Origin of the sequence: Pseudomonas sp. GM33, assembly GCF_000282295.1 — a bacterium.
In the GTDB taxonomy this organism is placed as follows: Bacteria; Pseudomonadota; Gammaproteobacteria; order Pseudomonadales; family Pseudomonadaceae; genus Aquipseudomonas; species Aquipseudomonas laurylsulfatiphila.
Map to the genome: position 1 here is coordinate 1 of NZ_AKJO01000025.1, position 20,300 is coordinate 20,300.

Genomic DNA, 20,300 nt, shown 5'->3' on the forward strand with positions numbered 1-20,300 from the left:
TTTCGACTGCGCCGGAAGTGGGCGAATTATAGACATCTGAAATCTGCCGTCAACACCTTTTTATGCCTATTTGGCAGAAGAGGCCTTTTTAGCCGTTAAACGCGGAATTCGACGAGCCAGGGGCGGTAACCGCAACACCAACAACAACGCACCTATAGATGCATAGACCACCCACTCCTTGAGGTCGGCACGCACAATCCAGAGCATATGCAGCAATCCAAGCCCGAGAATGACGTAAGCCAGACGATGCAACTTCTTCCAACTCGCCCGCAATCGCCGCTGACTGTATCGATTGGACGTCACCGCCAATGCCAGCAAACCAAGAAAACCCAGCGCCCCGACAATAATGTAAGGCCGCTTGCGCAACTCGACACCCAATTGCGACCAGTCAAAACCAAGAATGAATGCGGCATAGCTACTGAGGTGGAGCACCACATAGGCAAAACACCACAACCCCAACTGTCGCCGTACAACAATCCACCCCGGCCAACCGGTGAGCTTCTGCAAAGGCGTCATACCCAAAGTCACGAGCAGCAGAACAAGCGCCCCCAGCCCCAATCGATCGACCAGTACCTTGCCCGGATCCGGCCCGAGGGCATCCTCCCAAGCCTGATACAACCACAGCAGCGGCCACACCAGTACCACGACAAAGACACCGATACGCCAAAACGGATAGCGCATCAGTAGTTCTTCCTCAGGTCGAGCCCCGTATATAGAGAGGCAACTTCCTCTGAATAGCCGTTGAACATTTGCGTATCGCGCACATTGGGCTTGAACAAGCCGCTCGGCAGACGGCGCTCACGAGCCTGAGTCCAGCGAGGATGATCAACCGTGGGATTCACGTTCGCATAAAAGCCATACTCATCCGGAGCAATACTCTGCCAGGTGGTTTTCGGCTGCTCGCTGACCAGACTGATGCGTACAATGGACTTGATGCTCTTGAAGCCATATTTCCAGGGCACCACCAAACGCAACGGCGCGCCGTTTTGATTAGGCAACTCACGCCCGTACATGCCCACCGCAAGAATCGCCAACGGGTTCATCGCCTCATCAAGACGCAGCCCTTCTATATAGGGCCAGTCGATCAAGGCAAAACCGGAGCGCTGCCCCGGCATGCTTTTGGAATCCTGCAGGGTTTCGAAACGGATGAATCTGGCTTTGGAAGTCGGCTCTACTTCCTTGAGTAACGCCGAGAGGGGAAAGCCGATCCAGGGAATGACCATCGACCAGGCTTCCACGCAACGCAGTCGGTAGATGCGTTCCTCAAGCTGGTACGGCTTCATGAAGTCCTCCAGCGCATACCGCCCCGGCTTGCCCACCTCCCCGTCCACAACCACCGACCACGGCTCAGTCTTCAGCGCGCCGGCATTGGCGGCCGGATCACCCTTGTCGGTGCCGAACTCGTAGAAGTTGTTGTAGTGGGTCGCATCCTTGAACGGCGTGATCGCCTCGTCCTTGACGTTGACCGCACCCCACTGGGTAGCAGGTAGTTTTTCGCTGAACCAGGAAGGCGCCTTGCCGGGTTCGACATCCGGGTAACGCGCAGCATCGCCAGCGCTGGCCCACTGCGGCAGGCAGCCCAAAGCGAAGCCGGCAACCGTGGCGCCGAGCACATTGCGTCGAGAAAGATAGAGGGATTCAGGCGTGACGTCCGACTCATGGCAGTCGGACGTTCTGGTGACTTTGATCAGCATGGTTACTCCGCAGCTTTGGAGGACAGATGCACCCATAGACTGCGGAGTATGAGGGAAATTACGCGCTCTTGTTACGGCGAAGACGTAACAGGTATTGAACCGGGCCGGAGGCTGCATAGGCGAGAAACACCAGCAACAGGATGCGCGGCGGATCACTGAACACCACCGCAAACACCAGCACCACAGCGAGAATCGCAACGAACGGCACGCGCCCTTTCAGATCCAGCTCCTTGAAGCTGTTGTACTTGATGTTGCTGACCATCAGCATGCCGGCCGCAGCTACCATCAGCGCAACCAGGAAGGACATCTTCGAGCCCTGAATGCCGTAATCGCTGAATGCCCAGACGATGCCTGCAACAACACCCGCCGCTGCCGGGCTGGCCAGGCCGATGAAGTAGCGCTTGTCCGCCGTACCGACCTGAGTGTTGAAACGTGCGAGACGCAGCGCCGCACCCGCGACATAAATGAAGGCGACCATCCAGCCAACCTTGCCCATGTCGCCCAGTGCCCAACCGAAGGCCAGCAATGCCGGTGCGACACCAAAGGCAACCATGTCCGACAGCGAGTCATACTCGGCACCAAAGGCGCTCTGCGTATTGGTCATACGGGCAACGCGGCCATCAAGGCCATCGAGCACCATCGCAACGAAGATCGCGATGGCCGCAAACGCGAAATACTTGCTCGCATTGGCCGAGTCACCCGCACTCAGGGCCGCCTGGGCACTCATCGAGTTGATGATGGAGTAAAACCCTGCAAACAGGTTCGCAGTGGTAAACAGGTTCGGCAGAAGATAGATACCACGATGCCGGACTTTACGACCTTCAGCGTCATGGCCCTCCTCGACATGTTCATCGATGGGCAGCAGGCTTTCGGCGTCAGAAGCCTGGTTTGGCTCTTCGGGGCGTTCGCTCATGGACATTACCTTGCAACGGGGTGGAAAGTTTGGACAGGTGTCTGGGACGACGGTTCGGCCGCAAACGATGCAGCTTTATACCAGAACCGGTCTCCCAAACGAAAAAACGCGGCCTAAGCCGCGTTTTTCGTACAAGGGCGTGACTTAGTTTTTGGCTTTGTCGACGATCTTGTTGGCACCGATCCACGGCATCATGGAGCGCAGTTGCTCGCCGATGATTTCGATACCGTGAGCGGCGTTGTTACGACGCTTGGCGGTCATCGAAGGATAGCCGGTAGCGCCTTCGCTGATGAACATCTTGGCGTATTCGCCGTCCTGAATACGTTTCAGGGCGTTGCGCATGGCCTGACGGGACTCGGCGTTGATGACTTCCGGGCCGGTCACGTACTCGCCGTATTCGGCGTTATTGGAGATCGAGTAGTTCATGTTGGCGATACCGCCTTCGTACATGAGGTCAACGATCAGTTTCAGTTCGTGCAGGCACTCGAAGTAGGCCATTTCTGGCGCGTAGCCAGCTTCAACCAGGGTTTCGAAACCGGCTTTTACCAGTTCAACGGTACCGCCACACAGAACGGCTTGCTCGCCGAACAGGTCGGTTTCGGTCTCGTCCTTGAAAGTGGTTTCGATGATGCCGGTACGACCGCCGCCAACGCCGGCAGCGTAGGACAGCGCAACGTTCTTGGCGTTGCCCGAGGCGTCCTGGTAGATAGCGATCAGGTCAGGGATACCGCCGCCCTTCACGAATTCGGAACGTACGGTGTGGCCTGGAGCCTTCGGCGCGATCATGATCACGTCGAGGTCAGCGCGCGGCACAACCTGGTTGTAGTGGATCGCGAAGCCGTGGGAGAAGGCCAGGGTGGCGCCTTTCTTGATGTTCGGCTCGATTTCGTTCTTGTACAGGGAGGACTGGAACTCGTCCGGGGTCAGGATCATGACCAGGTCGGCCGCTGCAACAGCCGAAGCAACGTCGGTCACTTTCAGGCCGTGGGCTTCTGCCTTGGCAACGGTAGCCGAACCTTTACGCAGACCTACAGTCACGTCAACGCCGGAATCTTTCAGGTTGCACGCCTGAGCGTGGCCTTGGGAACCGTAACCGATGATGGCAACTTTCTTGCCCTGGATGATCGACAGGTCGCAGTCTTTATCGTAGAAAACTTTCATGAATTTCCCCTATATCAGGCCGTTCAGGCCGTTCGCTAATTTGGTTTAGATGCTGAGTACTTTGTCGCCGCGGGCAATGCCGGTCACGCCGCTACGGACGGTTTCCAGAATCGAGGCGGTGCCGATGGACTGAATGAAGCTGTCGAGCTTGTCGCTGGTACCGGTCAGTTGAACGGTATACACGCTGGCGCTGACATCTACGATCTGCCCACGGTAAATATCGGTAGTGCGCTTGATCTCGGCGCGCTGGGCGCCGGTGGCCTTGACCTTGACCAACATCAGTTCGCGCTCGATGTGAGCACTTTCCGACAGGTCGACCAGTTTTACCACTTCGATCAGCTTGTTCAGGTTCTTGGTGATCTGCTCGATGACTTCATCGTGACCGACAGTGGTCAGCGTCAGACGCGACAGGGTCGGGTCTTCGGTTGGGGCCACGGTCAGGCTTTCGATGTTGTAGTTGCGCTGCGAGAACAGGCCAACCACGCGAGACAGAGCGCCGGGTTCGTTTTCCAGAAGCAAGGAAATAATGTGCCGCATGATTAAGTACGCTCCGTCTTGCTCAGCCACATATCGCGCATGGAGCCGTCTTTGATCTGCATCGGGTAGACGTGCTCGCTGGTGTCGACCGAAATGTCGATCACCACCAGGCGATCTTTCATGGCGAACGCCTCTTCCATCTTCGACTTCAAGTCCTTCGAATCGGTGATACGCACGCCAACGTGACCGTAGGCCTCTGCCAGTTTGACGAAGTCAGGCAACGATTCCATATAGGAATGAGAGTGACGACTGCCGTAGCTCATGTCCTGCCACTGGCGAACCATGCCCAGCACACCGTTGTTCAGGATGACGATCTTGACCGGCAAACCGTATTGCAGGCAGGTCGACAGCTCCTGAATGTTCATCTGGATACTGCCCTCCCCAGTGACGCAAACGACGTCGTCATCCGGGAAGCTCAACTTGATGCCCATGGCCGCCGGAAAACCGAAGCCCATGGTGCCCAGACCACCGGAGTTGATCCAGCGGTTCGGCTTGTTGAACGTGTAGTACTGCGCCGCGAACATCTGGTGCTGTCCCACGTCGGAGGCTACAAAGGCATCGCCCTTGGTCACTTCGCACAGGGTTTCGATCACGGCCTGCGGCTTGATGACGCTGCCGTCGCCCTTGTCATAAGGGAACAGGCCACGATCACCGCGCCACTCATCGACTTGCTTCCACCAGCTGGCAACGGACTCATTGTTCGGGGTCTCGCCGATTTCCTTGAGGATCGCGACCATTTCGGTCAGGACACTCTCGACCGGACCCACGATAGGCACGTCGGCCTTGATGGTCTTGGAGATCGAAGCCGGGTCGATGTCGATATGAATGATCTTGGCGTTCGGGCAGAACTTCGACGCGCCGTTGATGACACGGTCGTCGAAACGCGCGCCGACAGCGAGGATCACGTCAGCATGGTGCATCGCCAGGTTGGCGGTGTAGCTGCCGTGCATGCCGAGCATGCCGATGAACTGACGGTCGGTGCCAGGGTAGCCACCGAGGCCCATCAGGGTATTGGTCACTGGCAGGTTGAGCATCTTCGCCAGTTCGGTCAGTGGTGCGGAACCACCGCCGAGGATCACGCCGCCGCCCGAATACAACACAGGACGCTTGGCCGCCAGGAGCATTTCTGCCGCCTTGCGGATTTGACCGGAGTGACCGCGAACAGCCGGGCTGTAGGAACGCAGCTTGGCTTTTTTCGGGAAGACGTATTCGAACTTCTCGGCCGGGTTGGTCATGTCTTTCGGAATATCGACAACGACCGGACCAGGGCGACCGGATTGCGCCAGGTAGAAGGCTTTCTTCATGACTTCCGGAATTTCCGACGCGTGCTTGATCATGAAGCTGTGTTTCACGATCGGCCGGGAGATACCGATCATGTCGGTTTCCTGGAATGCGTCGGTGCCAACCATGGTGCTCGGCACCTGGCCGGAAATGACCACCATCGGAATGGAGTCCATATAGGCCGTGGCAATACCGGTGATGGCGTTTGTCGCGCCCGGCCCGGAAGTCACCAGCACCACACCGGCTTTACCGGTGGCACGGGCGTAGCCGTCAGCCATATGGGTAGCCGCTTGCTCGTGACGAACCAGGATGTGGGTCACTTCCGGTTCTTTGAACAGGGCATCGTAAACATGAAGAAGAGCACCACCCGGGTACCCGTAGATATATTTGACGCCTTCGTCGCGCAAAAAGCGGACGAGCATCTCACCGCCAGATAAAAGCTCCACGTTGCTCACCTCTAAAACGCCAGAATACCGCCCACGAAAAATGGGACGGGTCTTAATAGGTTTACTTCTCAGCAGAGCATGAGCGACGGTGGTCGCCGACTACGTCAGCACTGACTGAGCAAGTATTGGGATCGTCCCAAGTGTTGCGGGGCTTTCCCACCCAGCGCGAGGTAACGCGTTGCGGGTGTAACAGGTCGACGCGGATATGCGCCTCATGATCTGCTGAGAGGGTCTGCTTCTGGCAGTCCCTGTACAGCGGACTTTGGATTCTTCTGTTTCGCCCTTCGCAAGTCAAGTCGTCTATGAGCTTTATTCTACTAAGCACATGAGAACGCAAGAAAAAACCCGTAAATCCGCCCTGTGTTAGCTTCGATTGCGCAACTTTTGGCAAAAAATTGGCACGCGCATGCACTTACCCTGCGGCGGCCGACAAAATAGAGAGGGATTGTGAACAACTGCCAGCGGACGCTGGCAGCTTCTGGCTCAGCGAGAGGCGGTGATCAACTGATCAAACTGCTTGAGCAATACCTGCAACTGCCGATCCCTGCCCTGGACATTGCGTCCGGCAAAGACCATTTCAGCCATTTCCTGAATGCCCGAAGCATTGGGTAGCGGCAAATCCTGCTCGAGGATCATCTTCATGCGCGGCAGGAAGATCCATTGCAGCCATTGCTCGAAATCCAGTGTATCGACCGAAAACGGCTCGACACTGGAAAGCGCTTCGGCCGATGGCGGGACTTCATCCCACCAGCCTTGCACCCGCAACTCGCGCTCGATCAACAGCAGTTGATCGGCGATTTTCAGAAAGCGCACATCCATCACAGCGTTACCTTGGCCTTCTGGCGCGCCAGTGCCGCGCCCTGGGAGTCACCTTGCTTTTCACGTGCCTGGGCAATCAGCTCCCACAAGTTGGCCTGAAGGGCCGGACGCCCATTGGCCAACGTCAGCCCACGGCGAGCGAACTGCTCGGCCTGGGCCGCATCGCCTTGAGCCATCCGCACCTGCGCCAGACGGTACAGCACCTGCGGTTCACGCGGAGCAACGCGCTGGGCGCGTTCAAGGCTGGAAGAGGCACCGTTGAGATCACCGCTCGCCTGTTGCTGCTGAGCGGTGGTCAGCAAAGCCAGTACCGGGCCGTCCAGTTGCTCGTCGGCAGAGAGCCCGCCCGAGCTGGCCGACGGAATCCCGCTTGGCGACGACGGCATGCTGTAGCTGCCTTGATTGACCGGCGCCGGCTGTACCGGTGACGTGTCAATCGGCCCCGGCGTGATCGGCCCCGGGGTAATAGGCGTAGTGCTGATTGGCGTTGAAGTCGTTGCCGCGCCTGGCACCATCACCACGACGCCGCTGTCACCTTGGGGAATCGCCTGGGTCTGCGACTGACCTTGTACAGGGCGCTTGACGGTCGTCTGGCGGAAGCCGCCATTGGCCGAGATCCGCTCACTGTTGGACACCGCGGTGCCGGAATCAACAACCGGAATCGAACCACGTTGTACGGAAGAGCAACCGCTGAGCAAAGCTACGGCGGCAACCGCTGGAATCAACCACTTGTTCACTTGAAACCCTCTTTGCTTAATTCATCCAGCCCTTGACCCAATCCATCACCGACTCGGCAGGGCTTTCACCACCGCAAGCGGCACCGGGAGGCGGTTCGCTGCCGCGAATATACGGCATCTGCACGGCACCGGGGCAACCGGCGTCGGAACCTTGTCCGGTTCGCGAATCCACCCAGGCCTGAACGATATTATCCGGCTGCGGCATGTCCAGCGGCAACGGGTCGGCCTTGCGCATGAAGCTGGTCCAGACCTGCAAGGCCCCGGTAGCGCCCGTGAATGGCGTCTTGCCGTTGTCATCGCGCCCCAGCCAGACCACCGCCAGCAAGTCCTGGCTGAAACCGGCAAACCAACTGTCTCGCGAGTCGTTACTGGTGCCGGTTTTACCTGCGAGGTTCAGCGTTCTTGGCAACACGTTGTAAACCGAGCTGCCGGTACCTTCTCGCATCACGCGCTGCATGGCGCTCTGGATCAGATAAATGGAGGCCGGATCGAAACGCTGCTGAATCTGGAACGGATAACGCTTGAGCGGCTCGCCTTCGGCAGTCAGCACGCTGCGAATCCCGCGCATCGGCGTATTGAAGCCACCGTTGGCGAGGGTCTGGTACATGGTCGCCACTTCGATGGGCGTCATCCCGCCAGCGCCGAGCAACATCGAGGGGAAGGCCGGGAATTCACGAGACACCCCCAGGCGTTCCACCGTCTTCAGGACGTTCGGCACACCGACCGCCAGGCCGAGGCGCGCGGTCGACAGGTTGTAGGAATGCGCCAACCCCTGATAGAGGAAGACGGTACCGTGAGAACGACGATCATAGTTCTGCGGCTTCCAGACCTGGCCGTCGGCGCCCTTGACCGAGAAGGACTCGTCCGACAGCCAGCTGGTCAACGTGTACTGGCTCGGCTTCTCCAGCGCGGTCAGGTACACCGCCGGCTTGATCAACGAGCCGATCGGCCGCACAGCATCCAGCGCCCGGTTGAACCCGGCAAAACTGGCCTGGCGACTGCCGATCATGGCCTGTACTTCGCCGGTCTCCGGGTTGGTCACGACCATGGCCGCCTCGACGTCATCGGAACCCTTGCGCCCGGCCAGGCGCTTGAAGGTGTCGTTGACCGAGGCTTCAGCCTTCATCTGCAGGATCGGGTCGAAACTGGTGAAGATGCGCAGGCCTTCCTCGGTCAAGTCTTCGTCGCGATAGTCTTCGCGCAACTGGCGCTTGACCAGATCGAGGAAGCCGGGGAACGAGCTGTCCGCCAGACTGCCGCGCTTGGTCACGCCCAGCGGCATTTTCTTCGCCGCCTCAACCTGTTCGGCAGTCGCGACGCCCTGCTCCTGCAGCACATCGAGTACCAGGTTGCGCCGCTCAAGGGCACGTTCCGGATAACGACGCGGGTTGTAGGAAGACGGTCCTTTGACCATCCCCACCAGCAGTGCGACTTGATGCAGCTTGAGTTCGGCCAGCGGCTGACTGAAGAAGAACTGGCTGGCCAGACCGAAACCGTGCACCGCGCGCTGACCGTCCTGCCCGATAAATACTTCGTTGAGGTAAGCCTCAAGGATTTCGCGTTTGTCGTAATGCAGTTCAAGCAGCAGCGCCATCATCGCTTCGGTGAGCTTGCGGCTCAGACTGCGCTCGTTGGTCAGGTAGAAGTTCTTGACCAACTGCTGAGTCAGGGTACTGCCGCCCTGACGCATGCGGCCGGATGAACCGTTGACCCAGATCGCTCGGGCGATCGACTTCGGCGAAACACCGAAGTGATGATAAAAATCGCGGTCCTCGACAGCCACCAGCGTTTCCAGCAGATACGGCGGCACCTGATCGATCTTGATCAGAATCCGGTCTTCGAGGTTTTTCGGGTACAGGCCACCGATCAACAGCGGCTCCAGGCGCACCACCGACAGTTTCGAGCCTTTTGCCCCCGCCAACTCGGCCACGTAATCACCGGAGAAACGCACCCGCACCGGTTGCGCCTGCTCCATGCCTTCATAGAACTGGAAGCCACGGGTATTCAGGTCAACGGCATTGCCGTTGACCGACGCCGCGCCCGGACCGTTGGCCACGCTTTCACGGCGATAGCCCAGGGCATCGAGCTCGGTCAGGAAATCATCCCTGCTCAGCTTTTGTCCGACGAACAGCTCGAGCGGACGTGCGTAAACCTTGGCCGGAATCGTCCAGCGCTTGCCGGAGAACTTCTCCTGGACGATTGCATCAAGGTAAACGGCGAATCCGGCCAGCACTACCAGGCCGACCAGACTGAGTTTAATGGCCCAGCCCAGCCACGGGCGCAGGCCCCTGGAGGGTGGTTTTTTTGGGGTACGGGGAGTTCGAGTACGAGTCATGGCGGCGGATTATACGCACTTTATTCATACTCAACAGGAGCGCTCCGAGGTTTGCGTCAAGCGGACTTGCAGCCATAATGACGGCCTTGATTTTCCAGACTCTGAAGGATCGCCTGTGAGCCAGACCTTGATCGCTGCCCTGCAAAACCCTGCCCTCTACCCGCACCCGGTAGAAGGATTCCAGGTCATCGAAACCCATATCTCCTGGGTCATTCTCACCGGCCCCTTCGCTTATAAAGTGAAGAAACCGGTCAACTTCGGTTTTCTCGACTTTACCGGCCTTGAAGCTCGCGAACATTTTTGCGCTGAAGAACTGCGCCTGAACCAGCGCCTGACCGACGACTTGTACCTGGAAGTGCTGCCCGTTACCGGCAGCGCCGAGGCTCCGCAATTGGGCGGCGAAGGGCCAGCCATCGAATATCTGCTGAAGATGCGCCAGTTCCCGCAAAGCGGACTGTTGAGCACCCTGCAAGCCAATGGCGAATTGACCACCGCGCACATCGACGAGATGGCCGAGCAAATCGCCCGCTTCCACCTCAACGCCCCCAAAGTGCCGGCCGGGCACGAAGCCGGTACCCCGGACAGCGTCATGGCGCCGGTACGGCAGAACTTCGAGCAGATCCGCCCATTCCTCAGCGATAAAGCCGACCTGTTGCAACTCGACGCCCTGCAAGCCTGGGCCGAAAGCAGCTTCGAGCGCCTCAAACCACTGCTCGCCCAGCGCAAGGCCGAAGGCTTCATTCGTGAATGCCACGGCGACATCCACTTGGGTAACGCAACCGTGATCGACGGCAAGGTCGTGATCTTCGACTGCATCGAATTCAACGAGCCGTTCCGTTTTACCGACGTTTATGCTGACACCGGCTTCCTGGCGATGGACCTGGAAGATCGCGGCCTGAAGTGCCTCGCGCGTCGTTTCATCAGCCAGTACCTGGAGCTGACCGGCGACTATCGCGGACTCGAGCTGCTGAACTTCTATAAAGCCTACCGTGCCCTGGTTCGCGCCAAGGTCGCCCTGTTCAGCATGCCGGCTGACGCCACTGCGGTGCAGCGCGCCACGACCCTGCGCCAGTACCGCAACTACGCCAACCTCGCGGAAAGCTACAGCACCATTCCTTCGCGCTTCATGGCCATTACCCACGGTGTTTCCGCCGTCGGCAAAAGCCATGTCGCCATGCGCCTGGTCGAAGCCCTGGGCGCGATTCGCCTGCGCTCCGATGTCGAGCGCAAGCGCCTGTTCGGCGAGCAAACCGTCGAGAATGATGTACAGGCCGGCATCTATAGTGCCGACGCCAGCGCGGCGACCTATGCCCGCCTGCACGAAATCGCCGACGTCATTCTGCGTGCGGGCTTCCCGGTGGTGGTCGACGCCACTTACCTCAAGCGCGAGCAGCGTGACAGTGCGGCGAAGGTGGCCGAGGCCACGGGTGCACCCTTCCTGATCCTCGATTGCAACGCACCACAGGCCGTGATCGAAAGCTGGCTGGCCGTACGCCAGGCCGACAAGAAGGACCCGTCCGACGCCACTCTGGCCGTGATCGAAGCCCAGCAAGCCAGCCGTGAGGCGCTGACCCCCGCGGAAATCCTCTGCAGCAAACGCGTCCAGACCAATGAAAGCGGGACCCTGGATACCGTTGTGGAACAGATTCGCCAGCGTCTGCCGGGCCTGTAAAAACTATTTCAGTCGTGAGGCCCTCGCTGGCCTCACGGCTGTTAAACAGTGGCACTATACTGGCGTCATAAAACCAACAGGTGATGTGACATGAGCCAGCCGAAACTTCTCGACACTCCGCTTTATGCCCTGCTGCACAAAGACGACATCAGAGGCTTCAACAATGAACGCCCCAAGGATGACCCCATCGACATGGTGGGTGGCGATTTCCGGGGGCTGGACCTGCGTGAACTGAATGCCGACGGCGTGGACTTCAGCGACGCCTACTTCCGCTCCGCCGACTTGCGCGGCATCGACTTTCGCAAAGCGAACCTGGAAGGCGCGAGCCTGGCCCATGCGCAAATTTCCGGTACCTACTTTCCGGTGGAACTGAGTGCCGACGAAATCCTCATGTCGATGAACTTCGGCACGCGATTGCGCTACCGCACCCGCTGATCACCGTTGCCGGCTGACAGGTCCAGTGCCCCCATTGCGCTGGACTGCAGAGATATTCACTTACCATCCCTGATTGCTCTCTCCCTACCTGTTCCTTGCACGTTCGCCGACCTTCTACACCCTGCCAACACTTGTCTCTTAGAAGCATTTACGTCGAAAACGAGCAAACAATCACGCTTTTCCTACTGATGGCTACACTCCTCAGAAGATTGCCCACGCTCTCCATTCGGCCATCGCAAGGAGGCTTGATGAATGATGAACTGCAACACCTGAAGAATCTTGGCAAGACGTCAGCGCAATGGCTGCATGCCGTGGGCATCCATAGCGCATCGGACTTGCGTCGCCTCGGGGCGGTGGATGCTTATCGGGCCGTGCGTACGCGCGGTTTTCGGGCGTCCAAGGTGTTGTTGTACGCGATTGAAGGTGCCCTGATGGACGTTCACTGGAATGACATCCCTGCCGAGCGCAAGGAAGCGTTGAACAAACAACTGGAAGCCATTTCTTCACGCCACAAGAACTGATCCGACAAATATTTCCGAAGTTTTGCAACCTGAAACCCAATGATTACGGGGCCTGCAGAAGTAAATTTGGTGAATCGCCAAGAAATCAAAAAACAGCGGTTGACTCGGTAATGAGAATCGATATGATTATCACAACTGGTCGCGAGACTGGTCGATATTCTGAAAAGCCCTTGGTTCGGACTCTCAGATTATCTCCTCATCAGGCTAATCACGGTTATTTGACCCGGCTCTTGCCGGGTCTTTTTTTGCCTGTGGAAAAGCACTGGCGGGATCTGGCGATGGCATGTGCCATGCCGAATACCAAAACGCGGGTGGTCAGAAGCATCTCAGTTTCCCGGGCATCGAATGGCCAGGCCAAGTATCCTCGACGATAGGCACTTGTCCCCGGCGGGCAAGACGGCCAATTGATCGCATTTAACCGTCAAGCCCGGACCTATCCGGTCACGAGCTGCGGGACTGAGGATAGAGATGAAGTTGCTTTGTGCAGGTGCCGAACTGGTCAATGACAGCAGTCGCGGTTTCGACATTGACGGCCAAAAGCTTTTTGCGGTGCGCCGCAGCGGCCAGGTTCATGTCTACATCAATCGCTGCCCGCACCGGGGCGTCTCTTTGGAGTGGCATCCTGACCAGTTTCTCGACTCCAGCAACAGCCTGATCCAGTGCGCCACCCATGGCGCACTGTTCCTGATCGAAGACGGTGAATGCGTCGCCGGCCCTTGCGCGGGGCAAGCCTTGACCAGAGTGGCCTGCCGCGAGGATGAACAAGGGGTCTGGATCAGCCTTTAGCCGCCCGGTAACACGTCCAGACGCCGGTCGACCAGCATTTCCTGGTGATTCAAGCTCACAGCGTAAGCCAGCACCTCGACCCCACACTCAATAGCCTCACGCAAGGCCTGCGCATAAGCCGCATCGATTTCCTGCGCCGGACGCACGGCCTCGATGCCGGTCAGGCAAACACAGTACAACTGCACTGCGCGAATACCGTCCCTGGCCAAGTGGGCCAGCTCCCGCAGATGCTTGGCGCCACGCTGGGTGACCGCATCGGGAAACGCCGCCACCGCCGTACCGTCGAAACCCAGGGTCACGCTTTTGACCTCGATGTAGGCAGGCCCTTCGGGGTAATCGAGCCGGAAATCGATACGACTGTTTTCCTGACCATAAGCCACTTCGCGCTTGAGCCCGGTAAAGCCGTTCAATTCCGTGATGACACCTCCTCGCAGCGCCTCTTCAACCAAACCATTGGCGCGGGCGGTGTTCACACAAAACAACCGACCTTGCGGGGTTTCGCCGATCTCCCAAGTGCCGGGCAACTTGCGTTTCGGGTCGTTGGAGCGACTGAACCAGACCTGCCCGCCTTCGACCTGACAATTGAGCATCGAACCTGTATTCGGGCAGTGAATGGTCAGCAACTCGCCGTCAACGGTTTCGATATCGGTGAGAAAACGCTTGTAGCGTCGAATCAGGCGACCTTCTTCGAGGGGGGGATTAAATCGCATCAGCCTTGCCAGCTCCGCAGCCCACGGGCAATACGCTCGACCGCTTCCTGCAAACGCTCGAGATTTTGCGTGTAGGCGAACCGTACATGATGCCCGGCCTGATAACGCCCGAAATCCAGCCCCGGGGTGAATGCCACATGCTCGGTCTCGAGAAAATGTTTACAGAACGCGAAGGCATCGCCGCCGAACTTGCTGATATCGGCGTACAAGTAGAATGCCCCTTCCGGTTCCACGGCAATGCCGAAGCCCAATTCACGCAAGGCCGGCAGCAGGTAATCCCGACGCCGGCCAAATTCGGCGCGACGCTCTTCGAGAATGCTGATGGTTGCCGGCTCGAAACAGGCGAGCGCGGCGTGCTGCGCCATGCTGGGAGCACTGATGTAGAGATTCTGGGCGAGCTTTTCCAGCTCACCGACGGCAGCGTCCGGGGCCACCAGCCATCCCAACCGCCAACCGGTCATCCCGAAGTACTTCGAAAAACTGTTCAGCACGAAGGCACTGTCGTCGACTTCCAGCACGCTGGCCGCATCGGTGCCGTAGGTCAGGCCGTGATAGATCTCGTCGACCACCAGATGACCGTGGCGCTCCTTGATCGCGACAGACAGCTTCGCCAGCTCATCGCGGGTCAGGATCGTGCCGGTCGGATTGGCCGGCGACGCCACCAATGCGCCCACGCTGTCGTGATCCCAATGACGCTCGATCAGGCCAGGCGTCAATTGATAACGCACCTCCGGACCGACCGGCACCAATTGCGCCGCGCCTTCGACCAGTCGCAGGAAGTGCCGGTTACAGGGGTAGCCTGGGTCCGCCAGCAGCCAGTGCTTGCCGGGGTCTACCAGCAAAGCACTGGCCAGCAGCAACGCGCCGGACCCGCCGGGTGTGATGAGGATGCGTCGAGGGTCGATGTTCAAGCCATAACGCTGCTGATAAAAGCCCGAAATGGCCTCACGCAGTTCCGGAATGCCGCGCGCGGCGGTGTAACGGGTCTTCCCCGCTGTCAGCGCAGCCTGGCCGGCCTGGATGATCGGCTCGGCGGTAGTGAAGTCCGGCTCGCCGATTTCCAGGTGGATCACATCGTGGCCGGCAGCCTGCAATTCATTGGCTCGCGCCAACAGCGCCATGACATGGAAAGGTTCGATCGCGCGACTGCGGGCACTGTAGGGCTGAGCCATTGGCCTTCCTTCAACAGGGGGAAAAAACCGATTCTACCCAAGCACAGGAACGAGCGAGAACCTAAAGCGGTCAGAGGGCTTATAACCTTGACCACAAACGATTCAAGCGAGTGCGCAAGGTTTGACTAAAATCAATAGTTGAGCAGGGTTCCGGAGCCGCCAGACAACGGTTTGTCATCATTGGCAAGCACCATCAGCCGCAAGCTCGACATCCGGGAGTAGCGCGGCCCGAGTTGATCTGGTAAGTTCGCCCGCTTGCAGCCGCAGGGCCGGCAGGTGTCGGTGATGGAGCAATCCTGCGCAGATGGATTACAAGAGTAGAGGCGGTCTATTTCATGTCCACCCAAGCAAAGCAGCAAAACCAGGCAATCAGCGGCTTCGAGCCCTATGTTCAGAAAGCTGGCGAAGAGTACATGGGCGAGCCCATGCGCAAGCACTTCACCAAGGTCCTGAATCAGTGGAAAAAAGAGCTGATGGAAGGTGTCGACAAGACCGTGGACCACATGAAGGACGAAGCGGCCAACTTTCCTGATCCGGCCGACCGTGCCAGCCAGGAAGAGGAATTCGCCCTCGAACTGCGTGCCCGCGATCGTGAACGCAAGTTGATCAAGAAGATCGACAAGACCCTTCAGCTGATCGAAGACGAAGAGTACGGCTGGTGTGAATCCTGCGGCATCGAGATCGGCGTCAAGCGCCTCGAAGCGCGTCCTACCGCCGACCTGTGCATCGACTGCAAGACCCTGGCGGAAATCAAGGAAAAGCAAGTCGGCAAATAATTGCGACTTGAACGAAGAACGGAGCGTGCGAACGCTCCGTTTTTGTTTCCAGGATTCACCTCGGCAAAACACTGTGGGAGCGAGCCTGCTCGCGAAGGGGCCATCAACTTCGACATTGATGCTGGCTGATACACCGCTTTCGCGAGCAGGCTCGCTCCCACAGGTACCTGGCGCAAGCCCGAAACAGTGACATTGCATTCATGACCGCCACCTCCCCCACTTACATCGGGCGCTTTGCCCCCACCCCCAGTGGTCATCTGCACTTCGGCTCGTTGGTCGCCGCACTGGCCTCCTACCTTGACGCGCGCTCGGTGGGCGGACGCTGGCTGATGCGCATGGAAGACCTTGATCCGCCCCGCGAGGAACCCGGCGCCCAGGCGGCCATTCTCAAGGCCCTGGAAAGCTATGGCTTCGAGTGGGATGGCGACCTGGTTCGCCAAAGCGAGCGGCACGACGCCTACGCCGAGGTGCTCAATCGCCTGTTCAATCACGGCCTGGCCTACGCCTGCACCTGTTCGCGCAAACAGCTGGAACCGTATCACGGGATTTATCCGGGGCTGTGCCGCAATGCCGGCCATGGCCCCGATGATGCCGCCATCCGCCTGCGCGTACCGGAGCTGGAGTACCACTTCCTCGACCGGGTGCAGGGCGAGTACCGCCAGCACCTGGGCCGGGAAGTCGGCGATTTCGTGATCCGCCGTCGCGACGGGCTCTACGCCTATCAACTGGCCGTGGTCCTGGACGATGCCTGGCAGGGCATCACCGATATCGTTCGGGGTGCCGACCTGCTGGACTCCACGCCCCGCCAGCTGTACCTGCAAGAACTGCTGGGCCTGCCGCAACCGCGTTATCTGCATATCCCGCTGATTACTCAGCCTGATGGCCATAAACTCGGTAAGTCCTATCGTTCGCCGCCGTTAACCGAGGATCAGGCAACGCCCCTGTTATTGCGGGCGCTGCGCGCGCTGGGACAGAACCCGGGAACCGAACTGGTTTACGCCACGCCACGGGAAGTGCTGAACTGGGGCATTGCCCACTGGGATGCCTCGCTGATCCCGCGCACACTGAGCCTGCCCGAGGCACAGCTGCTGTGATCGCACTTGCAGTGGCGCGCCCATCCGTTACCATCGCCGCACGTTTTCGGGCACGCACATAAAAAAGAGAGGCCGGGATGTACATCTATCGCTTGGTCCTGCTTTTGGTAGTGGGCATTTACCTGTTTTCCCCGGCCATCATGGATTGGTGGATCGACGCCACTGGCGCCTGGTATCGCCCTTATCTGCTCTGGCTGATTCTGATCGTCGTGACCTTCATCCTGCAGAGCCAAAAAGATGCCGATGAGCTTTAGCCTGACCCAGATGATCCTGATCAGCGCCGCGTACCTGGCGGTGCTGTTCGGTGTGGCCTGGATCAGCGAACGGGGCATGATTCCCCGGGCGATCATTCGCCACCCGCTGACCTACACCCTGTCACTGGGCGTCTATGCCAGTGCCTGGGCGTTTTACGGCACGGTGGGCCTGGCCTACCAGTACGGCTACGGCTTTCTGTCCAGCTACTTGGGCGTTTCCGGGGCCTTTCTGCTGGCGCCGGTGTTGCTTTATCCGATCCTGAAGATCACCCGCACTTATCAACTGTCGTCCCTGGCGGACCTGTTCGCCTTCCGCTTCCGCAGCACCTGGGCCGGAGCACTGACCACGATTTTCATGCTGGTCGGCGTATTGCCGTTGCTGGCCCTGCAGATTCAGGCGGTCGCCGACTCCATCGGCATCCTCACCCGCGAGCCCGTACAAAATCGCGTGGCCCTGAGTTTCTGTGCACTGATTACGCTGTTCACGATTTTCTTCGGCTCCCGCCACATCGCCACCCGGGAAAAGCATGAAGGCCTGGTGTTCGCGATTGCCTTCGAGTCGGTGATCAAGCTGATCGCCCTCGGCGGTGTCGGTTTGTATGCGCTCTACGGCGTGTTCGACGGCCCGCAACAGCTTGAATTGTGGCTGCTGCAAAACCAGACCGCGCTCGCGGCCCTGCACACGCCTTTGCAGGAAGGCCCGTGGCGCACCCTGTTGCTGGTGTTCTTCGCCTCTGCCATCGTGATGCCGCACATGTATCACATGACCTTCACCGAGAACCTCAACCCGCGTTCGCTGGTCAGTGCGAGCTGGGGCCTGCCGCTGTTCCTGCTGCTGATGAGCCTGGCGGTGCCGCTGATTCTCTGGGCCGGCCTGAAGCTGGGCGCCACCACCAATCCGGAATACTTCACCCTGGGCATCGGCATCGCCGCCAACAGCAAGGCGCTGGCGCTGCTGGCCTATGTCGGCGGGCTGTCCGCTGCCAGCGGCCTGATCATCGTCACCACGCTGGCGCTGTCCGGGATGGCCTTGAACCACCTGGTGCTGCCGCTTTATCAGCCGCCGGCCGAAGGCAATATCTACCGCTGGCTGAAGTGGACCCGCCGGGCCCTGATTGTCGCGATCATCATGGCTGGCTACGGCTTCTACCTGATGCTCGGCGCCGAACAGGACCTGGCCAACCTGGGCATCGTCGCGTTCGTCGCCACGTTGCAGTTCCTGCCGGGCGTGCTCTCGGTCCTGTACTGGCCGACCGCCAACCGTCGCGGCTTCATCGCCGGCTTGCTGGCGGGGATACTGGTGTGGCTGGTGACCATGTTGTTACCGTTGGTCGGTAACCTTCAGGGCTTCTACATTCCGCTGCTGAACATGATCTACGTGCTGGACGACACCAGTTGGCACATGGCGGCGATTGCCTCGCTGGCCGCCAACGTACTGATGTTCACCCTGATCTCGCTGTTCACCAACGCCAGCACCGAAGAGGCCAGCGCTGCCGAAGCCTGCGCCGTGGATAACGTGCGCCGCCCGCAACGCCGCGAACTGCACGCCGCGTCGCCCCAGGAGTTCGCCACGCAGCTTGCAAAACCATTGGGTGCAAAAGCGGCGCAGAAAGAAGTGGAACAGGCACTGCGCGACCTTTATCTGCCATTCGACGAACGCCGACCCTATGCCCTGCGTCGCTTGCGTGACCGCATCGAAGCCAACCTCTCCGGCCTGATGGGGCCGAGCGTGGCCCAGGACATGGTCGAGACGTTCCTGCCCTACAAGGCAGGTGGCGAAAACTACGTGACCGAAGACATTCACTTCATCGAAAGCCGTCTCGAGGACTACCACTCGCGCCTGACCGGCCTGGCCGCCGAACTCGATGCCCTGCGCCGCTATCACCGCCAGACCCTGCAGGAATTGCCGATGGGCGTTTGCTCGCTGGCCAAGGATCAGGAAATCCTCATGTGGAACAAGGCCATGGAGGAGCTGACCGGCATCGCTGCGCAGCGCGTGGTCGGTTCACGCCTGAGCACCATTGCCGACCCGTGGAAAGAACTGCTGCAAGGTTTCATCAATCTGCCGGACGAGCACCTGCACAAGCAGCACCTGGCCCTCGACGGCCAGACACGCTGGCTGAACCTGCACAAAGCGGCCATCGACGAACCCCTGGCACCGGGTAACAGTGGCCTGGTGTTGCTGGTGGAAGACCTGACCGAAACCCAGATGCTCGAGGACAAACTGGTGCACTCCGAGCGCCTGGCGAGCATCGGTCGCCTGGCGGCCGGCGTGGCCCATGAAATCGGCAACCCGATCACCGGTATCGCGTGCCTGGCGCAGAACCTGCGCGAAGAACGCGAGGAAGACGGCGAGCTGAAGGAGATCAGCGGCCAGATTCTCGAGCAGACAAAGCGCGTGTCGCGCATTGTCCAGTCGCTGATGAGCTTTGCCCATGCTGGCAGTCATCAGCACAGCGACGAGCCCGTCTGTCTGGCCGAAGTGGCCCAGGATGCCATCGGCCTGCTGGCGCTGAACCGACGCAATTTCGAAGTGCAGTTCTACAACCTGTGCGACCCCGAGCACTGGGTCGAAGGCGACCCGCAACGGCTGGCCCAGGTGTTGATCAACCTGCTCTCAAACGCCCGTGACGCATCGCCTCCCGGCAGTGCGGTGCGGGTCAAGAGTGAAGCCGGCGAACACACGGTCGATCTGATCGTGGAGGACGAAGGCAGCGGTATTCCGTCGAGCATCATGGACCGATTGTTCGAACCTTTCTTCACCACCAAGGACCCTGGCGAAGGCACCGGTCTGGGCCTTGCACTGGTCTATTCCATCGTTGAAGAGCATTATGGACAAATCACCATCGACAGCCCGGCTGATGTTCAAAGCCAACGCGGCACCCGAATCAGGGTTACCTTGCCGCGTCATGTCGAAGCGACGTCCGCTGTGAACTGAGACCGTCGAGAGTATCGAA

Annotated in this window: 19 protein-coding genes; 8 read left to right on the top strand and 11 right to left on the bottom strand. The window is 59.3% G+C overall.

Annotated elements, in window-relative coordinates:
* Positions 1 to 66: 66 nt before the first annotated feature.
* From msrQ to mrcB, 9 genes are all read right to left on the bottom strand, one after another.
* Positions 67 to 681, bottom strand: coding sequence for a protein-methionine-sulfoxide reductase heme-binding subunit MsrQ (gene msrQ / locus PMI26_RS24995; RefSeq protein ID WP_007971082.1), 615 nt, complete (start codon positions 679 to 681; stop codon positions 67 to 69).
* Complete coding sequence (msrP, locus tag PMI26_RS24990) at positions 681 to 1,694, bottom strand: protein-methionine-sulfoxide reductase catalytic subunit MsrP (RefSeq protein WP_007971083.1); 1,014 nt, start codon at positions 1,692 to 1,694, stop codon at positions 681 to 683. The genes msrQ and msrP overlap by 1 nt, the downstream gene beginning before the upstream one ends.
* A 58-nt stretch (positions 1,695 to 1,752) precedes the next feature.
* The gene (gene pssA, locus PMI26_RS24985) at positions 1,753 to 2,607 is read right to left on the bottom strand and encodes a CDP-diacylglycerol--serine O-phosphatidyltransferase (RefSeq protein ID WP_007971084.1); all 855 of its coding nucleotides are present in this window, start codon (positions 2,605 to 2,607) and stop codon (positions 1,753 to 1,755) included.
* A 144-nt stretch (positions 2,608 to 2,751) separates the two neighbouring features.
* Complete coding sequence (gene ilvC, locus PMI26_RS24980) at positions 2,752 to 3,768, bottom strand: ketol-acid reductoisomerase (protein ID WP_003228216.1); 1,017 nt, start codon at positions 3,766 to 3,768, stop codon at positions 2,752 to 2,754.
* Positions 3,769 to 3,813: 45 nt separating this feature from the next.
* Positions 3,814 to 4,305 (bottom strand): acetolactate synthase small subunit, encoded by a 492-nt coding sequence (ilvN, locus tag PMI26_RS24975; RefSeq protein ID WP_003176102.1) that lies wholly within the window; start codon positions 4,303 to 4,305, stop codon positions 3,814 to 3,816.
* Between the two features lie 2 nt (positions 4,306 to 4,307).
* Positions 4,308 to 6,032, bottom strand: coding sequence for an acetolactate synthase 3 large subunit (locus PMI26_RS24970; RefSeq protein ID WP_007971087.1), 1,725 nt, complete (start codon positions 6,030 to 6,032; stop codon positions 4,308 to 4,310).
* Positions 6,033 to 6,515: 483 nt separating this feature from the next.
* Complete coding sequence (locus PMI26_RS24965; RefSeq protein WP_007971088.1) at positions 6,516 to 6,851, bottom strand: YqcC family protein; 336 nt, start codon at positions 6,849 to 6,851, stop codon at positions 6,516 to 6,518.
* Positions 6,851 to 7,588: a tetratricopeptide repeat protein gene (locus tag PMI26_RS24960; protein WP_007971089.1), complete on the bottom strand. Its 738-nt coding sequence runs from the start codon at positions 7,586 to 7,588 to the stop codon at positions 6,851 to 6,853. Before PMI26_RS24960 ends, PMI26_RS24965 begins: the two co-directional genes overlap by 1 nt.
* Positions 7,589 to 7,604: 16 nt before the next feature.
* On the bottom strand, positions 7,605 to 9,923 hold the full coding sequence (gene mrcB, locus PMI26_RS24955; protein ID WP_007971090.1) for a penicillin-binding protein 1B: 2,319 nt from the start codon (positions 9,921 to 9,923) through the stop codon (positions 7,605 to 7,607).
* 115 nt (positions 9,924 to 10,038) lie between these two features.
* Here mrcB and PMI26_RS24950 point away from each other — a divergent pair, with 115 nt between their 5' ends.
* The 4 genes from PMI26_RS24950 to PMI26_RS24935 all read left to right on the top strand — a co-directional run bounded on the left by PMI26_RS24950 (position 10,039) and on the right by PMI26_RS24935 (position 13,337).
* Complete coding sequence (locus PMI26_RS24950; RefSeq protein ID WP_007971091.1) at positions 10,039 to 11,595, top strand: bifunctional aminoglycoside phosphotransferase/ATP-binding protein; 1,557 nt, start codon at positions 10,039 to 10,041, stop codon at positions 11,593 to 11,595.
* A 90-nt stretch (positions 11,596 to 11,685) separates the two neighbouring features.
* Positions 11,686 to 12,030 (top strand): pentapeptide repeat-containing protein, encoded by a 345-nt coding sequence (locus tag PMI26_RS24945; protein WP_007971092.1) that lies wholly within the window; start codon positions 11,686 to 11,688, stop codon positions 12,028 to 12,030.
* Between the two features lie 248 nt (positions 12,031 to 12,278).
* Positions 12,279 to 12,551, top strand: coding sequence for a TfoX/Sxy family protein (locus PMI26_RS24940; RefSeq protein WP_007971093.1), 273 nt, complete (start codon positions 12,279 to 12,281; stop codon positions 12,549 to 12,551).
* A gap of 468 nt (positions 12,552 to 13,019) precedes the next feature.
* Positions 13,020 to 13,337 (top strand): Rieske (2Fe-2S) protein, encoded by a 318-nt coding sequence (locus PMI26_RS24935; protein ID WP_007971095.1) that lies wholly within the window; start codon positions 13,020 to 13,022, stop codon positions 13,335 to 13,337.
* Here PMI26_RS24935 and sfsA read toward each other — a convergent pair.
* Both sfsA and PMI26_RS24925 read right to left on the bottom strand, forming a co-directional pair.
* A complete protein-coding gene (gene sfsA, locus PMI26_RS24930; protein ID WP_007971096.1) occupies positions 13,334 to 14,047 on the bottom strand; it encodes a DNA/RNA nuclease SfsA in 714 nt (237 codons plus the stop codon). The genes PMI26_RS24935 and sfsA overlap by 4 nt on opposite strands.
* Positions 14,047 to 15,219, bottom strand: coding sequence for a pyridoxal phosphate-dependent aminotransferase (locus tag PMI26_RS24925; RefSeq protein ID WP_007971098.1), 1,173 nt, complete (start codon positions 15,217 to 15,219; stop codon positions 14,047 to 14,049). The genes sfsA and PMI26_RS24925 overlap by 1 nt, the downstream gene beginning before the upstream one ends.
* 335 nt (positions 15,220 to 15,554) lie before the next feature.
* On the opposite strand from PMI26_RS24925, the gene dksA reads away from it, so the two are divergent.
* The 4 genes from dksA to PMI26_RS24905 all read left to right on the top strand — a co-directional run bounded on the left by dksA (position 15,555) and on the right by PMI26_RS24905 (position 20,281).
* Entirely contained in the window at positions 15,555 to 15,995 is a 441-nt protein-coding gene (gene dksA / locus PMI26_RS24920) for an RNA polymerase-binding protein DksA (RefSeq protein ID WP_007971100.1), read from the top strand.
* A 200-nt stretch (positions 15,996 to 16,195) separates the two neighbouring features.
* Positions 16,196 to 17,089 (top strand): tRNA glutamyl-Q(34) synthetase GluQRS, encoded by an 894-nt coding sequence (gene gluQRS, locus PMI26_RS24915; RefSeq protein WP_007971102.1) that lies wholly within the window; start codon positions 16,196 to 16,198, stop codon positions 17,087 to 17,089.
* Positions 17,090 to 17,166: 77 nt separating this feature from the next.
* A complete protein-coding gene (locus tag PMI26_RS31180; RefSeq protein WP_003176118.1) occupies positions 17,167 to 17,343 on the top strand; it encodes a hypothetical protein in 177 nt (58 codons plus the stop codon).
* Positions 17,327 to 20,281, top strand: coding sequence for a sensor histidine kinase (locus tag PMI26_RS24905; protein WP_007971103.1), 2,955 nt, complete (start codon positions 17,327 to 17,329; stop codon positions 20,279 to 20,281). The genes PMI26_RS31180 and PMI26_RS24905 overlap by 17 nt, the downstream gene beginning before the upstream one ends.
* Positions 20,282 to 20,300: the final 19 nt, after the last annotated feature.

Bases quoted from the DNA above. Each gene is read 5' to 3' on its own strand.
- gluQRS (WP_007971102.1), top strand. From the start codon at position 16,196: ATGACCGCCACCTCCCCCACTTACATCGGGCGCTTTGCCCCCACCCCC.
- PMI26_RS24945 (WP_007971092.1), top strand. From the start codon at position 11,686: ATGAGCCAGCCGAAACTTCTCGACACTCCGCTTTATGCCCTGCTGCAC.
- msrQ (WP_007971082.1), bottom strand. From the start codon at position 681: ATGCGCTATCCGTTTTGGCGTATCGGTGTCTTTGTCGTGGTACTGGTG.
- sfsA (WP_007971096.1), bottom strand. From the start codon at position 14,047: ATGCGATTTAATCCCCCCCTCGAAGAAGGTCGCCTGATTCGACGCTAC.
- PMI26_RS24925 (WP_007971098.1), bottom strand. From the start codon at position 15,219: ATGGCTCAGCCCTACAGTGCCCGCAGTCGCGCGATCGAACCTTTCCAT.
- PMI26_RS24940 (WP_007971093.1), top strand. From the start codon at position 12,279: ATGAATGATGAACTGCAACACCTGAAGAATCTTGGCAAGACGTCAGCG.
- PMI26_RS31180 (WP_003176118.1), top strand. From the start codon at position 17,167: ATGTACATCTATCGCTTGGTCCTGCTTTTGGTAGTGGGCATTTACCTG.
- msrP (WP_007971083.1), bottom strand. From the start codon at position 1,694: ATGCTGATCAAAGTCACCAGAACGTCCGACTGCCATGAGTCGGACGTC.
- pssA (WP_007971084.1), bottom strand. From the start codon at position 2,607: ATGAGCGAACGCCCCGAAGAGCCAAACCAGGCTTCTGACGCCGAAAGC.
- ilvN (WP_003176102.1), bottom strand. From the start codon at position 4,305: ATGCGGCACATTATTTCCTTGCTTCTGGAAAACGAACCCGGCGCTCTG.
- dksA (WP_007971100.1), top strand. From the start codon at position 15,555: ATGTCCACCCAAGCAAAGCAGCAAAACCAGGCAATCAGCGGCTTCGAG.
- mrcB (WP_007971090.1), bottom strand. From the start codon at position 9,923: ATGACTCGTACTCGAACTCCCCGTACCCCAAAAAAACCACCCTCCAGG.
- PMI26_RS24935 (WP_007971095.1), top strand. From the start codon at position 13,020: ATGAAGTTGCTTTGTGCAGGTGCCGAACTGGTCAATGACAGCAGTCGC.
- PMI26_RS24965 (WP_007971088.1), bottom strand. From the start codon at position 6,851: ATGGATGTGCGCTTTCTGAAAATCGCCGATCAACTGCTGTTGATCGAG.
- ilvC (WP_003228216.1), bottom strand. From the start codon at position 3,768: ATGAAAGTTTTCTACGATAAAGACTGCGACCTGTCGATCATCCAGGGC.
- PMI26_RS24905 (WP_007971103.1), top strand. From the start codon at position 17,327: ATGCCGATGAGCTTTAGCCTGACCCAGATGATCCTGATCAGCGCCGCG.